11 protein-coding genes and 2 tRNA genes are annotated in these 14,214 nt (G+C 46.2%); 7 read left to right on the top strand and 6 right to left on the bottom strand.

Annotation, left to right across the window (positions count from 1 at the left end; all coding sequences use genetic code 11):
• Nucleotides 1–12: 12 nt before the first annotated feature.
• From A31E_RS13825 to A31E_RS13840, 4 genes are all read right to left on the bottom strand, one after another.
• A tRNA-Tyr gene (locus A31E_RS13825) sits at nucleotides 13–97 on the bottom strand.
• A 21-nt stretch (nucleotides 98–118) separates the two neighbouring features.
• Nucleotides 119–203, bottom strand: a tRNA-Tyr gene (locus A31E_RS13830).
• Between the two features lie 159 nt (nucleotides 204–362).
• Nucleotides 363–1,205, bottom strand: a complete 843-nt coding sequence (gene purU / locus A31E_RS13835; protein ID WP_000555861.1) for a formyltetrahydrofolate deformylase — start codon at nucleotides 1,203–1,205, stop codon at nucleotides 363–365.
• A 49-nt stretch (nucleotides 1,206–1,254) separates the two neighbouring features.
• A complete protein-coding gene (locus A31E_RS13840) occupies nucleotides 1,255–1,713 on the bottom strand; it encodes a YchJ family protein (RefSeq protein ID WP_016248760.1) in 459 nt (152 codons plus the stop codon).
• 112 nt (nucleotides 1,714–1,825) lie between these two features.
• On the opposite strand from A31E_RS13840, the gene rssA reads away from it, so the two are divergent.
• From rssA to galU, 3 genes are all read left to right on the top strand, one after another.
• Entirely contained in the window at nucleotides 1,826–2,737 is a 912-nt protein-coding gene (gene rssA, locus A31E_RS13845) for a patatin-like phospholipase RssA (protein WP_024191887.1), read from the top strand.
• An 86-nt stretch (nucleotides 2,738–2,823) separates the two neighbouring features.
• A complete protein-coding gene (rssB, locus tag A31E_RS13850) occupies nucleotides 2,824–3,837 on the top strand; it encodes a two-component system response regulator RssB (RefSeq protein ID WP_001516510.1) in 1,014 nt (337 codons plus the stop codon).
• Between the two features lie 201 nt (nucleotides 3,838–4,038).
• Nucleotides 4,039–4,947 carry a UTP--glucose-1-phosphate uridylyltransferase GalU gene (gene galU, locus A31E_RS13855; protein WP_000719000.1) on the top strand — a complete coding sequence of 303 codons (909 nt, stop codon included), beginning with the start codon at nucleotides 4,039–4,041 and terminating at the stop codon, nucleotides 4,945–4,947.
• Nucleotides 4,948–5,090: 143 nt separating this feature from the next.
• Here the strand turns inward: galU and hns are convergent, their stop codons facing one another.
• Complete coding sequence (hns, locus tag A31E_RS13860) at nucleotides 5,091–5,504, bottom strand: histone-like nucleoid-structuring protein H-NS (RefSeq protein WP_001287385.1); 414 nt, start codon at nucleotides 5,502–5,504, stop codon at nucleotides 5,091–5,093.
• 599 nt (nucleotides 5,505–6,103) lie between these two features.
• Between hns and tdk the strand changes: the two genes are divergently transcribed.
• Complete coding sequence (gene tdk, locus A31E_RS13865; protein ID WP_000068068.1) at nucleotides 6,104–6,721, top strand: thymidine kinase; 618 nt, start codon at nucleotides 6,104–6,106, stop codon at nucleotides 6,719–6,721.
• A gap of 320 nt (nucleotides 6,722–7,041) precedes the next feature.
• Here the strand turns inward: tdk and adhE are convergent, their stop codons facing one another.
• Nucleotides 7,042–9,714 carry a bifunctional acetaldehyde-CoA/alcohol dehydrogenase gene (gene adhE / locus A31E_RS13870; RefSeq protein ID WP_000301631.1) on the bottom strand — a complete coding sequence of 891 codons (2,673 nt, stop codon included), beginning with the start codon at nucleotides 9,712–9,714 and terminating at the stop codon, nucleotides 7,042–7,044.
• 478 nt (nucleotides 9,715–10,192) lie between these two features.
• Here adhE and ychE point away from each other — a divergent pair, with 478 nt between their 5' ends.
• The 3 genes from ychE (at nucleotide 10,193) to oppB (ending at nucleotide 14,211) form a co-directional block, all read left to right on the top strand.
• Entirely contained in the window at nucleotides 10,193–10,840 is a 648-nt protein-coding gene (gene ychE, locus A31E_RS13875) for an NAAT family transporter YchE (RefSeq protein ID WP_000616766.1), read from the top strand.
• A 733-nt stretch (nucleotides 10,841–11,573) separates the two neighbouring features.
• Nucleotides 11,574–13,205, top strand: a complete 1,632-nt coding sequence (oppA, locus tag A31E_RS13880) for an oligopeptide ABC transporter substrate-binding protein OppA (RefSeq protein ID WP_024193583.1) — start codon at nucleotides 11,574–11,576, stop codon at nucleotides 13,203–13,205.
• An 85-nt stretch (nucleotides 13,206–13,290) separates the two neighbouring features.
• Nucleotides 13,291–14,211, top strand: coding sequence for an oligopeptide ABC transporter permease OppB (oppB, locus tag A31E_RS13885; RefSeq protein ID WP_000911114.1), 921 nt, complete (start codon nucleotides 13,291–13,293; stop codon nucleotides 14,209–14,211).
• Nucleotides 14,212–14,214: the final 3 nt, after the last annotated feature.

The following is a 14,214-nucleotide window of genomic DNA, read 5'->3' as shown; positions in this document are numbered from 1 at the left end:
AGAACTAAGTGATGGTGGTGGGGGAAGGATTCGAACCTTCGAAGTCGATGACGGCAGATTTACAGTCTGCTCCCTTTGGCCGCTCGGGAACCCCACCAGGGGAAAGTAATGCTTGAGATGGTGGTGGGGGAAGGATTCGAACCTTCGAAGTCGATGACGGCAGATTTACAGTCTGCTCCCTTTGGCCGCTCGGGAACCCCACCACGGGGTAATGCTTTTTACTGGCCTGCTCCCTCATTGGGAAGCGGGGCGCATCATATCAAATGACACGCCGCTGTAAAGTGTTACGTTGAGAAAAATGAACTAGTTGCGTAATTTTCATCCGTAACGGATTAAAGGCAACCAGTTCTTTTGGCTGGCGATTAAAGAATAATCGTCCGGTTACCGTAAACAAAAACGCGCTGGGCCAAAACCTGGTAAAGCGCGCGGCTTAATACATTTTTCTCGACATCACGACCTGCCCGCATCATATCTTCAGCAGTGTAAGTATGATCCACATGAATAACGTCCTGCATGATGATTGGACCTTCATCCAGATTGTCATTTACGTAGTGTGCTGTTGCACCAATAATCTTCACCCCGCGCTCATACGCCTGATGGTACGGGCGTGCGCCAATAAATGCCGGCAGGAATGAATGGTGAATATTGATAATCTTATTCGGAAAGCGCGCCACGAACTCCGGCGTTAATACACGCATATATTTCGCCAGCACCACGTAATCAGGCTGATAAGCATCAATAGCATCTGCCATCTTCTGATCGTGTTCGTTACGACTTAATCCTTCATGGCTGACCAGTTCAAACGGGATATCAAAACGCTCCACCAGTGAACGCAAAGTGTCGTGGTTGCCGATGACTGCCGCTATTTCCACATCCAGTCCGCCATAAGTGGCTTTCATCAGCAGATCGCCAAGGCAATGTGCTTCTTTAGTGACCAGAATGACTATCCGACGACGACCGGCGGGAGTGAGCTCACGCACAGAACCTTCCGGCAATGCGCTATCGAGATCCGCCAGCAGGGTGGAATCATTAAATATGCCTTCCAGCTCCGTGCGCATAAAAAAGCGCCCGGTGCGGTGATCAACAAATTCATTGTTCTGCACGATATTTAACTCGTGCTTGTAGCAAATATTAGTAATACGCGCGATCAGACCCTTTTGATCCGGGCAAATGGTACGCAAAACTTTTCGTTGGAGTGAATGCATTGCTGGAAAAACCTTGTTGAGAGTGTTTGCTTAACCGTACCGTCAACCATTATTGGCCGCAGCACTTTTTAAATTTTTTACCTGAACCACAAGGGCAGGGATCGTTGCGGCTAAACTGTGGACGTGTACCGTCAATATAGTACCACTGACCGTTTTCTTTCAAAAATCGCGAACGTTCAATTATCGCTCCTGTTTTACCCTGTTCGGTAAATCGAGCGACGAAACTAACATAACCTACGTCATCACCTTCATGGTATGAGCGCTCAAATACGGTCAGCCCCAACCATTCGGTATGCGCAAATCCGGCCATCAATTCGGTACGCAACGCTGCAGCGCCACAGGATGGATGCCAAGTCTTTATTAAATAATCTGCGTCTTGCATCACAAAAGCGCAGTAACGCGAACGCATGAGATGTTCAGGATCAGGTGCAACCTTTTCACCAGACACATAAGGGTGGCAACATAGGCTATACTCGACAGCACTACCACAGGGACAAAGCTCAGACACAAATAATCTCCCTGGAAACAATAACGGCGTATTAATCGCCTGCGTAGCACTATGTTAACCGAGCAGTAGCGATGTGGCTACGGCTGCATTCCAGGGGAAGCTTGCAGGAATAATGAGAAAGATAAAAATAGGGCTGGCGCTAGGATCCGGCGCGGCGCGAGGATGGTCGCATATTGGCGTCATTAACGCGCTAAAAGAAATGGGCATTGAAATAGATATCGTTGCAGGATGTTCAATCGGTTCGCTGGTGGGCGCAGCCTATGCATGTGATCGCCTGTCCGCGCTGGAAGAGTGGGTCACCTCTTTTAGCTACTGGGATGTTTTACGGCTGATGGATCTCTCCTGGCAGCGTGGCGGATTGCTGCGCGGTGAGCGTGTATTCAATCGGTATCGCGAAATTATGCCGGAAACAGAGATAGAAAATTGTTCACGCCGTTTCGCTGCGGTCGCCACAAATTTAAGTACGGGGAGAGAACTGTGGTTTACCGAAGGCGATCTCCATCTTGCTATTCGAGCATCATGCAGCATTCCCGGCCTGATGGCACCGGTTGCTCATAACGGCTATTGGCTGGTTGATGGCGCAGTTGTTAATCCGATTCCTATTTCCCTCACGCGTGCGATGGGCGCTGATATCGTAATAGCGGTTGATCTCCAGCACGATGCGCACTTGATGCAACAAGACCTTCTTTCATTCAATGTCAGTACTGAAAATGATGACACTGAAGATGCTTTACCGTGGCATGCACGGCTGAAAGAGCGGTTAAGCAGTTTTACTGCACGCCGGGCTGTCACGGCACCGACAGCGACAGAAATTATGACTACCTCAATCCAGGTGCTGGAAAACCGCCTCAAACGAAACCGCATGGCTGGAGACCCGCCTGATATTCTGATTCAACCTTTATGTCCGCAGATATCTACCCTGGATTTTCATCGTGCCAACGCCGCGATTGCGGCAGGACAATTGGCGGTAGAAAAGAAAATGGATGAACTTTTACCGCTGGTTCGAACTAACGTTTTAATCTGATTTTTTATCTACACTTAAGTTAATTCTGACAGGCACTGATGGCAATAGCATGTCACTATTGAATAAAGCCAGTCAGGGGAGAGAACATGACGCAGCCATTGGTCGGAAAACAGATTCTCATAGTTGAAGATGAGCCAGTCTTTCGCTCGCTTCTGGATTCGTGGTTTTCCTCATTGGGAGCGACAACGGTACTGGCGGCTGATGGGGTGGATGCCCTTGAGCTACTGGGAGGTTTCACACCCGATCTGATGATATGTGATATTGCAATGCCAAGAATGAATGGCTTAAAACTGCTGGAGCATATCCGTAACCGGGGGGATCAAACCCCTGTCCTGGTGATTTCTGCTACGGAAAATATGGCAGATATTGCGAAAGCGTTACGCCTGGGGGTAGAAGATGTTTTGCTGAAACCGGTTAAAGATCTTAATCGCCTGCGTGAGATGGTTTTTGCTTGTCTTTATCCCAGCATGTTTAACTCCCGGGTTGAGGAAGAAGAAAGACTTTTTCGCGACTGGGATGCAATGGTGGATAATCCCACCGCTGCCGCGAAATTATTGCAAGAATTACAACCACCGGTTCAGCAGGAGATTTCCCATTGCCGGGTTAATTATCGCCAACTCGTAGCTGTTGATAAACCTGGTCTGGTACTTGATATTGCAGCACTATCGGAAAATGATCTGGCTTTTTATTGTCTTGATGTAACCCGAGCTGGACATAATGGCGTCCTTGCCGCTTTGTTATTACGTGCGCTGTTTAATGGCTTATTACAGGAACAGCTTGCGCACCAAAATCAACGTTTGCCAGAGTTAGGCGCGTTATTGAAGCAGGTAAACCATTTACTACGCCAGGCCAATTTGCCTGGTCAGTTTCCGCTATTAGTCGGCTATTATCATCGTGAATTGAAAAATCTCATTCTGGTTTCCGCAGGCTTGAATGCGACGTTGAATGCGGGCGAACACCAGATTCAAATCAGTAATGGCGTTCCGTTAGGGACATTAGGTAATGCCTATTTGAATCAATTGAGTCAGCGATGTGATGCCTGGCAATGTCAAATTTGGGGAACCGGTGGAAGGCTGCGGTTGATGTTGTCTGCGGAATGAGCAAACGATAATTTTGGATAAAATTGCATTACCCGCTAATGTTGGCTGGTGGTACTATCGTCGCCATTCGTATAAGTAATTGTCTTAATTATGTTAACTCACATCCTTTTCGGAACCAGGCCTTGTCAGGGTACTGATATACTGGGATGTGATACAGAAATATGAACACGTTCAATACACGAACAGTCCAGGAGAATTTAAATGGCTGCCATTAACACGAAAGTCAAAAAAGCCGTTATCCCGGTAGCGGGATTAGGAACCAGGATGTTGCCGGCGACAAAAGCTATCCCGAAAGAGATGCTACCGCTTGTCGATAAGCCATTAATTCAATACGTCGTGAATGAATGTATTGCGGCTGGCATTACTGAAATTGTGCTGGTTACTCACTCATCTAAAAACTCTATTGAAAACCACTTTGATACCAGTTTTGAACTGGAAGCTATGCTGGAGAAACGTGTAAAACGCCAGTTGCTTGATGAAGTGCAGTCTATTTGTCCGCCGCACGTGACTATTATGCAAGTTCGTCAGGGGCTGGCGAAAGGTCTGGGGCACGCGGTATTGTGTGCTCACCCGGTCGTTGGTGATGAACCTGTGGCTGTTATTTTGCCAGACGTTATTCTGGATGAATACGAATCCGATTTGTCGCAGGATAACCTTGCAGAGATGATCCGCCGCTTTGATGGAACTGGTCATAGCCAGATCATGGTTGAACCTGTTGCTGATGTGACAGCATATGGTGTTGTGGATTGCAAAGGTGTGGAATTAGCGCCTGGTGAAAGTGTGCCGATGGTTGGTGTAGTAGAAAAACCGAAAGCAGATGTTGCACCATCTAATCTCGCTATTGTTGGTCGTTACGTACTTAGCGCTGATATTTGGCCGCTGCTGGCAAAAACTCCTCCGGGAGCAGGCGATGAAATTCAACTGACCGATGCTATTGATATGCTGATCGAGAAAGAAACGGTTGAAGCCTATCATATGAAAGGGAAGAGCCATGACTGTGGTAATAAATTAGGTTACATGCAGGCATTTGTCGAATACGGTATTCGTCACAATACACTGGGTACTGAATTTAAAGCCTGGCTTGAAGAAGAGATGGGCATTAAGAAGTAACATCTATAGCGATGTTTTCTACGGAACGGCATTGAGTTATCAATGCCGTTTTTTTATAGCTTATTCTTATTGGATAGTCTTAAAACGGACAATAAAAAATCCCGCCAATGGCGGGATTTTAAGCAAGCTGAATCTAAAAAAGATTATTGCTTGATCAGGAAATCGTCGAGAGATTTACCTTGCTCATCCATTGCTTTTTTGATTACTGCCGGAGTACGACCCTGGCCAGTCCAGGTTTTGGTTTCGCCGTTCTCGTCAACGTAGCTATATTTAGCCGGACGCTGTGCACGTTTAGCTTTGGTGCCAGATTTAACAGCAGCCATGCTATTCAGCAGTTCGTTCGGGTCAATACCGTCAGCGATCAGCATTTCACGATATTGCTGCAGTTTACGAGTGCGCTCTTCAACTTCAGCAGCAGCCGCACTTTCTTCTTCGCGACGTTCGTTAACGACAACTTCTAATTTTTCCAGCATTTCTTCCAGCGTTTCAAGTGTACATTCTCTTGCCTGCGCACGAAGAGTACGGATGTTGTTCAGAATTTTAAGTGCTTCGCTCATTGTAGTAATCTCAAACTTATATTGGGGTGGTTTGTTGAGGTAATAATAGAGCCTTAAATTCAGTTGTGCAATAGCCAGGAATGTAAGGAATTCAAAATTGTTCTTTATTTTGTGCCGCCAATAAATATCTTTTCATAAAATTAGTCAGAAAAGACGCGGCATATAGCCCTATTTGCATCGGTACTTTTGCACCACCTAAGGTTAAAACTTCCTGATTCATGTCACATTTTATGTAGGGATTAACATGTGCTGGCACCTTTTACTCTTCGGTATTAGTCATGTTTACGAAATCCCCTATTAAGCGAATGATGAAAAGTAGAACAGTTGCAATAAGTGCAGGGACTTTGTATTGCCGTATGCTGGAGGTCAACAGGGGGTTATTACTTGTGCAACAAGTTAAAGATTGTGAATAGTTACCAGGAGTCATTTACGCAGTTATAACAAGCAAAGCAGTCGCAATGATAGCTCTGAAGGATTATGCCATCCTTCTAAAAGAATGACGTATATACCTCTTCTGCGCGTACTGTTGCACTGTAAAACTGGCGAATTATGATAAACTTCAACCAACTTTATTTCATATCATTGAGGGTCTGTGGCTGATGGCACAGCTATATTTCTACTATTCCGCAATGAATGCGGGTAAGTCTACGGCATTGTTGCAATCTTCATACAATTACCAGGAACGCGGTATGCGCACTGTCGTATATACGGCGGAAATTGATGATCGTTTCGGAGCTGGGAAAGTCAGTTCGCGTATAGGCTTGTCATCACCTGCAAAATTATTTAACCAAAATTCATCATTATTTGATGAGATTCGTGCGGAGCATGAACAACAGGCAATTCATTGTGTATTGGTTGATGAATGCCAGTTTTTAAGCAGACAACAAGTATATGAATTATCGGAGGTTGTCGATCAACTCGATATACCTGTACTTTGTTATGGTTTACGTACCGATTTTCGCGGTGAATTATTTACCGGCAGCCAATACTTACTGGCATGGTCAGACAAACTGGTCGAATTAAAAACCATCTGCTTTTGTGGCCGTAAGGCAAGCATGGTGTTACGTCTCGATCAGGAGGGTAGACCTTATAACGAAGGCGAGCAGGTGGTTATTGGTGGTAATGAGCGTTATGTCTCAGTTTGCCGTAAACACTATAAAGAAGCGTTAGAAGTCGGCTCTCTGACGGCTATTCAGGAAAAACACCAACACGATTAATAAGATTTTCTTTACTGACAGGATGAACGGGACGCCTTTATCCTGTCAGTTCGTTTTACTAACTTCTTCCGGGTCATAAATCCTTCCCTACTCTTAACCATCGCTAAAAGTGTAACCAAACGGTTTTAGTGCTCCGATGCTTCGTCATCTACGAAGTAGAGTCGTTTACAGGTTATCGCAGTTTTCGCACATTAGATAACAGTATAAATATGAGAATACTAACGCTGCTGAGTTATTTGATCTTGCATAGTATCGGTTTATGACAAAAACAAAAAACGGCCCCAAAAGGGACCGTTTATACTGTTATACAGAGTTATTGATTAAGCGGATTTCTTCGCTTTTTTCTCTGCTTTAGCCGGAGCTGCTTCCTTTGCTGCTGGTGCACCTTCTACATAATCACGACCATAGTAGGTATCCAGCAGAATCTGTTTCAGCTCGGAGATCAGCGGATAACGCGGGTTAGCGCCGGTGCACTGGTCATCGAATGCATCTTCAGACAGTTTATCTACGTTCGCGAGGAAGTCAGCTTCCTGAACGCCAGCCTCACGGATAGATTTCGGAATACCCAGTTCTGCTTTCAGCGTTTCCAGCCATGCCAGCAGTTTCTCGATCTTAGCAGCAGTACGGTCGCCCGGTGCGCTCAGACCCAGGTGGTCTGCAATTTCAGCATAACGACGGCGTGCTTGCGGACGGTCATACTGGCTGAATGCAGTCTGCTTGGTCGGGTTGTCGTTTGCGTTGTAACGAATAACGTTACAAATCAGCAAGGCGTTTGCCAGACCGTGCGGAATATGGAACTGGGAACCCAGTTTGTGCGCCATTGAGTGACATACACCCAGGAAGGCGTTCGCAAACGCGATACCTGCGATAGTTGCCGCACTGTGAACACGCTCGCGTGCTACCGGGTTTTTAGCCCCTTCGTGGTAGGACGCTGGCAGGTATTCTTTCAGCAGTTTCAGCGCTTGCAGAGCCTGACCATCAGAGAACTCAGAAGCCAGTACAGAAACATAAGCTTCCATAGCGTGAGTGACTGCGTCCAGACCGCCGAAAGCACACAGGGACTTCGGCATATCCATAACCAGGTTGGCGTCAACAATCGCCATATCCGGGGTCAGCGCATAGTCTGCCAGCGGATATTTCTGACCAGTAGCGTCGTCAGTTACAACCGCAAACGGAGTAACTTCAGAACCTGTACCGGAAGTGGTGGTGACTGCGATCATTTTCGCTTTCACGCCCATTTTCGGGAACTTGTAGATACGTTTACGGATGTCCATAAAACGCAGCGCCAGTTCTTCGAAGTGAGTTTCCGGGTGTTCGTACATAACCCACATGATCTTCGCAGCGTCCATCGGGGAACCACCACCCAGCGCGATAATGACGTCCGGTTTGAAGGAGTTCGCCAGTTCTGCGCCTTTGCGTACGATGCTCAGAGTCGGGTCTGCTTCAACTTCGAAGAAGACTTCAGTTTCTACGCCAGCCGCTTTCAATACGGAAGTGATCTGGTCAGCATAGCCGTTGTTGAACAGGAAGCGGTCAGTCACGATGAGCGCACGTTTGTGGCCATCAGTAATCACTTCATCCAGCGCGATTGGCAGGGAGCCACGGCGGAAGTAGATAGATTTCGGAAGTTTGTGCCACAACATGTTTTCAGCTCGCTTAGCAACGGTTTTCTTGTTGATCAGGTGTTTCGGACCAACGTTTTCAGAGATGGAGTTACCACCCCAGGAACCACAACCCAGAGTCAGGGAAGGTGCGAGTTTGAAGTTATACAGGTCACCGATACCACCCTGAGACGCCGGGGTGTTGATCAGGATACGGGCAGTTTTCATTTTCTGACCGAAGTAAGAAACGCGTGCCGGTTGGTTATCCTGGTCGGTGTACAGGCAAGAGGTATGTCCGATACCGCCCATAGCAACCAGTTTCTCTGCCTTATCTACCGCGTCTTCGAAATCTTTCGCACGGTACATTGCCAGAGTCGGGGACAGTTTTTCATGAGCGAACGGCTCACTTTCATCAACAACAGTCACTTCACCGATCAGAATCTTAGTATTTTCTGGAACAGAGAAGCCTGCCAGTTCAGCAATTTTATACGCCGGTTGACCAACGATAGCTGCGTTCAGCGCGCCATTTTTCAGGATAACGTCCTGAACTGCCTTCAGTTCTTTGCCCTGCAGCATGTAGCCGCCGTGGGTCGCGAAACGTTCACGCACAGCATCATAAACAGAATCAACCACAACAACAGATTGTTCAGAAGCACAGATTACGCCGTTGTCGAAGGTTTTGGACATCAGTACAGATGCAACAGCACGTTTGATATCAGCAGTTTCATCAATAACAACTGGGGTGTTACCTGCACCTACGCCGATAGCTGGTTTACCGGAGCTGTATGCCGCTTTAACCATACCTGGACCACCGGTTGCAAGGATCAGGTTAATGTCAGGGTGGTGCATCAACGCGTTGGAGAGTTCAACAGAAGGTTGATCGATCCAGCCGATCAGATCTTTCGGCGCACCAGCAGCGATAGCAGCCTGCAGAACGATGTCAGCAGCTTTGTTAGTTGCATCTTTTGCACGCGGGTGTGGAGAGAAAATGATGGCGTTACGGGTCTTCAGGCTGATCAGCGATTTGAAGATAGCGGTTGAAGTCGGGTTAGTGGTCGGAACGATACCGCAAATAATACCGATTGGTTCAGCGATAGTGATAGTACCGAAAGTGTCGTCTTCGGACAGAATACCGCAGGTTTTTTCATCTTTATACGCGTTGTAGATATATTCTGAAGCGAAGTGGTTTTTAATCACTTTGTCTTCAACAATACCCATGCCGGATTCAGCAACGGCCATTTTCGCGAGTGGGATTCGAGCATCTGCGGCAGCCAGAGCGGCGGCGCGGAAGATTTTGTCAACTTGCTCTTGAGTGAAACTGGCATATTCACGCTGGGCTTTTTTTACACGCTCTACGAGTGCGTTAAGTTCAGCGACATTAGTAACAGCCATAATGCTCTCCTGATAATGTTAAACTTTTTTAGTAAATCATCTGCTCGAATACGAGAGTATAGTCAGTGCGATGATGATTTGCTTAACCTTTGAAAATCAAAATCTTACTCGTGCTCACACTCACTGTGATTTACTAAAAGAGTTTAAACATTAGAGTCATTGAACTCTAATGCGTCACTTCCAGGTGGCGTAAGCAAGATTACTCACTTCTGGGTACTGATTGCGTGATCTAGATCAAAATTCAGCAAAGCTGACACCTTTCAGCTCCGCTTTTAGCTACAAAAGCTAATAGTTAATAAATTGTAGTATTTATTGTTGGCTACATTAGCATGTTTTGTACGTCTAGATAACAATAATGAATGATAGTGATTTTAAGCAGTTAGGAGGTGAAAAATGCTGCCAAAAGGCGTATTGTCAGCGCGTATTTTTTACCCTTGGTTATGACTAACATTATCCGGCCTTTGCTTCGGAGCTAACTGTGATTCAGACACTCTTTGATTTTCCCGTTTATTTTAAGTTTTTTATCGGGTTATTTGCGCTGGTTAACCCTGTTGGGATCATCCCTGTGTTCATCAGTATGACCAGCTATCAGACCGCGGCAGCGAGAAACAAAACAAATCTGACCGCCAACCTGTCGGTAGCGATCATCTTGTGGATTGCGCTTTTTCTTGGCGACACGATTCTGCAACTTTTTGGCATCTCGATTGATTCGTTCCGTATCGCGGGCGGCATTCTGGTGGTCACAATTGCGATGTCGATGATCAGTGGCAAACTTGGCGAGGATAAACAGAACAAACAAGAAAAATCAGAAACCGCAATTCGTGAAAGCATCGGCGTTGTACCGCTCGCATTGCCTTTGATGGCAGGGCCGGGAGCGATCAGCTCAACTATCGTTTGGGGAACGCGTTATCACAGCATTGGTTACTTGTTCGGTTTTTTTGTGGCAATCGCGTTGTTTGCTTTATGTTGTTGGGGCTTATTCCGTATGGCTCCCTGGCTGGTAAGGGTTCTGCGCCAGACCGGCATCAACGTGATTACCCGTATTATGGGGTTGTTACTGATGGCATTAGGGATTGAATTTATTGTTAATGGAATCAAAGGGATTTTCCCTGGCCTGCTCAATTAATTCCTTTCATCCGAAACGGAGTCATAGTGCTCCGTTTTTTCGTCATTATTTTTACTTTGACCCAACGCAGTTATCAGAAGCAAACGAAATAGATAAATATTTTTTCTCATATTACAGCCAGTTATAAGAATATCCTTACCTCGCGCTCCTCCTCATCATGTTATTTTCGCGACATCATAATTCAGGGTCTTGCTGAAGAATAATTGAAATGATATTAGTAATTCCACTGGATTTGGTAGAGGAATGTGCTAAATAATGAGCTGTTGTTAAATTATTGTGCATTTCTCTATCATAATGGTTACCAGAAAAGACAGTCTTGCTTCCTGATTTTCTATCTTTATGTTTTTAAATGATTTTATTGGCAGCTTGATGGGGGGTTTAGGTACTGTCATGGTCAATAAAAGAGAATTGCTTAACAATTTTGCAAAATGTATTGGCGAGCAAGAAGCGCATTTGATACTTTCCGGCCAACCATCAGGCAATTTTATTGGTAATGGGAATTATTAACAATAAAAATTGCTGCAGTAAATAAATGTGTCTCGACAGGGGAGGCACAGTAAGAATCGACGTAAGGTGGTCGTCCGAATCACCAGAATAAACAAAGTCGGTGATAGTAAAGCGTAACGATAAAGTAACCTGGCAGCAGAAAGTCTCCGAATCTGTCCAGGGTCCCAATCCGGGATTACACATGCTGGTTCAAACCAGTAATTATAATGAGGGAGTCCAAAAAACAATGACCAACATCACCAAGAGAAGTTTAGTCGCAGCAGGCGTTCTGGCTGCGCTTATGGCAGGGAATGTCGCGTTGGCGGCTGATGTGCCCGCGGGTGTTCAGCTCGCAGAAAAACAAACGCTGGTGCGCAATAATGGTTCTGAAGTTCAATCATTAGATCCGCACAAAATTGAAGGGGTTCCGGAGTCTAATATCAGCCGCGACTTGTTTGAAGGCTTATTGGTCAGCGATCTCGACGGCCATCCGGCTCCGGGCGTTGCTGAATCCTGGGATAATAAAGACGCTAAAGTCTGGACATTCCATCTGCGTAAAGATGCGAAATGGTCTGATGGCACGCCAGTCACTGCGCAAGACTTTGTATATAGTTGGCAACGTTCTGTTGATCCGAACACGGCGTCTCCCTATGCAAGTTATCTGCAATATGGGCATATTGCCGGTATTGATGAAATTCTCGAAGGGAAAAAACCGATTACCGATCTCGGCGTGAAAGCCATCGATGATCACACGTTAGAAGTTACATTAAGTGAGCCTGTTCCGTACTTCTATAAATTGTTGGTTCACCCGTCTACTTCTCCGGTGCCAAAAGCCGCCATTGAGAAATTTGGCGAAAAATGGACTCAGCCGGGTAATATCGTCACCAACGGTGCCTATACATTAAAAGATTGGGTCGTTAACGAACGTATCGTTCTTGAGCGCAGCCCGACTTACTGGAACAACGCGAAAACGGTTATTAATCAGGTGACTTATTTGCCGATCGCTTCTGAAGTTACCGATGTAAACCGCTATCGCAGCGGTGAAATCGATATGACTTATAACAACATGCCGATCGAGCTGTTCCAGAAACTGAAAAAAGAGATCCCGGACGAAGTTCACGTCGACCCATATCTGTGTACCTACTATTACGAAATTAATAACCAGAAAGCGCCATTCAACGACGTGCGCGTGCGTACAGCGCTGAAACTGGGTATGGACCGCGATATCATTGTTAATAAAGTTAAAGCACAGGGCGATATGCCAGCCTATGGTTACACACCTCCTTATACTGATGGTGCAAAATTAACTCAGCCGGAATGGTTTGGCTGGAGCCAGGAAAAACGTAACGAAGAAGCTAAAAAACTGCTGGCCGAAGCGGGTTATACTGCAGACAAACCGTTAACGATTAACCTGCTATATAACACGTCCGATCTGCATAAAAAGCTGGCCATTGCCGCCTCTTCGCTGTGGAAGAAAAACATAGGTGTTAACGTCAAACTGGTTAACCAGGAATGGAAAACCTTCCTTGACACCCGTCACCAGGGAACTTTTGATGTGGCTCGTGCAGGTTGGTGTGCCGACTACAACGAACCGACCTCCTTCCTGAACACCATGCTGTCGAACAGCTCGATGAACACCGCGCATTATAAGAGCACGGCGTTTGACAGTATTATGGCGGAAACGCTGAAAGCCACTGACGAGGCGCAGCGCACGGCGTTGTACACCAAAGCAGAGCAACAGTTGGATAAAGATTCGGCCATTGTTCCGGTTTATTACTACGTGAACGCGCGTCTGGTAAAACCGTGGGTTGGAGGTTATACCGGTAAAGATCCGCTGGATAACACCTACACCAGAAATATGTACATTGTGAAGCACTAATGGCAATACGTGGGGTAGGCGAGTCCTGCTCCACGGTGTCTGGTTTTTATCGCATTACAGAAGGCACAGGCCAGAAGGTACGGCAATGTTAAAATTTATTCTACGTCGCTGTCTGGAAGCGATTCCGACGCTATTTATTCTTATTACTATTTCGTTCTTTATGATGCGCCTCGCCCCGGGAAGTCCTTTTACTGGTGAACGCACGTTACCGCCAGAAGTGATGGCCAATATCGAAGCGAAATATCATCTTAATGATCCGATCATGACACAGTATTTCAGCTACCTGAAACAACTGGCGCATGGCGATTTCGGTCCGTCTTTTAAATATAAAGATTATTCGGTCAATGACCTGGTAGCATCCAGTTTTCCTGTTTCTGCAAAATTGGGTGCCGCTGCATTTTTCCTCGCGGTGGTGCTGGGTGTGAGTGCTGGCGTTATTGCCGCATTAAAACAAAACACCAAATGGGACTATACCGTGATGGGGCTGGCAATGACCGGGGTGGTTATCCCCAGTTTTGTGGTTGCGCCATTATTAGTCATGATATTCGCGATCATTTTGCATTGGCTACCCGGCGGCGGATGGAATGGCGGGGCGCTGAAATTCATGATATTACCGATGGTGGCGTTGTCACTCGCCTATATCGCCAGTATCGCGCGTATTACCCGTGGTTCAATGATTGAAGTTTTACACTCCAACTTTATTCGCACTGCCCGCGCGAAAGGTTTACCTATGCGCAGAATTATCCTTCGCCACGCATTAAAACCTGCGCTGTTACCCGTACTTTCATATATGGGACCCGCATTTGTCGGCATTATTACCGGTTCTATGGTCATCGAAACCATTTATGGTTTACCTGGGATCGGGCAATTGTTTGTTAATGGCGCGTTGAACCGTGACTATTCATTGGTTTTAAGCCTGACCATTCTGGTTGGTGCATTAACCATTTTGTTCAATGCCATTGTCGATGTGCTATATGCGGTTATCGACCCGAAAATCCGTTACTGATAC

The sequence above is a fragment of the Escherichia sp. KTE159 genome (genome assembly GCF_000408805.1).
Lineage (GTDB): Bacteria > Pseudomonadota > Gammaproteobacteria > Enterobacterales > Enterobacteriaceae > Escherichia > Escherichia marmotae.
Note: the sequence above shows the minus strand (reverse complement) of the source record. Positions and strands in the feature narration are given on the sequence as shown.

Bases quoted from the DNA above. Each gene is read 5' to 3' on its own strand.
- oppB (WP_000911114.1), top strand. From the start codon at position 13,291: ATGTTAAAATTTATTCTACGTCGCTGTCTGGAAGCGATTCCGACGCTA.
- hns (WP_001287385.1), bottom strand. From the start codon at position 5,504: ATGAGCGAAGCACTTAAAATTCTGAACAACATCCGTACTCTTCGTGCG.
- galU (WP_000719000.1), top strand. From the start codon at position 4,039: ATGGCTGCCATTAACACGAAAGTCAAAAAAGCCGTTATCCCGGTAGCG.
- tdk (WP_000068068.1), top strand. From the start codon at position 6,104: ATGGCACAGCTATATTTCTACTATTCCGCAATGAATGCGGGTAAGTCT.
- adhE (WP_000301631.1), bottom strand. From the start codon at position 9,714: ATGGCTGTTACTAATGTCGCTGAACTTAACGCACTCGTAGAGCGTGTA.
- purU (WP_000555861.1), bottom strand. From the start codon at position 1,205: ATGCATTCACTCCAACGAAAAGTTTTGCGTACCATTTGCCCGGATCAA.
- rssB (WP_001516510.1), top strand. From the start codon at position 2,824: ATGACGCAGCCATTGGTCGGAAAACAGATTCTCATAGTTGAAGATGAG.
- rssA (WP_024191887.1), top strand. From the start codon at position 1,826: ATGAGAAAGATAAAAATAGGGCTGGCGCTAGGATCCGGCGCGGCGCGA.
- oppA (WP_024193583.1), top strand. From the start codon at position 11,574: ATGACCAACATCACCAAGAGAAGTTTAGTCGCAGCAGGCGTTCTGGCT.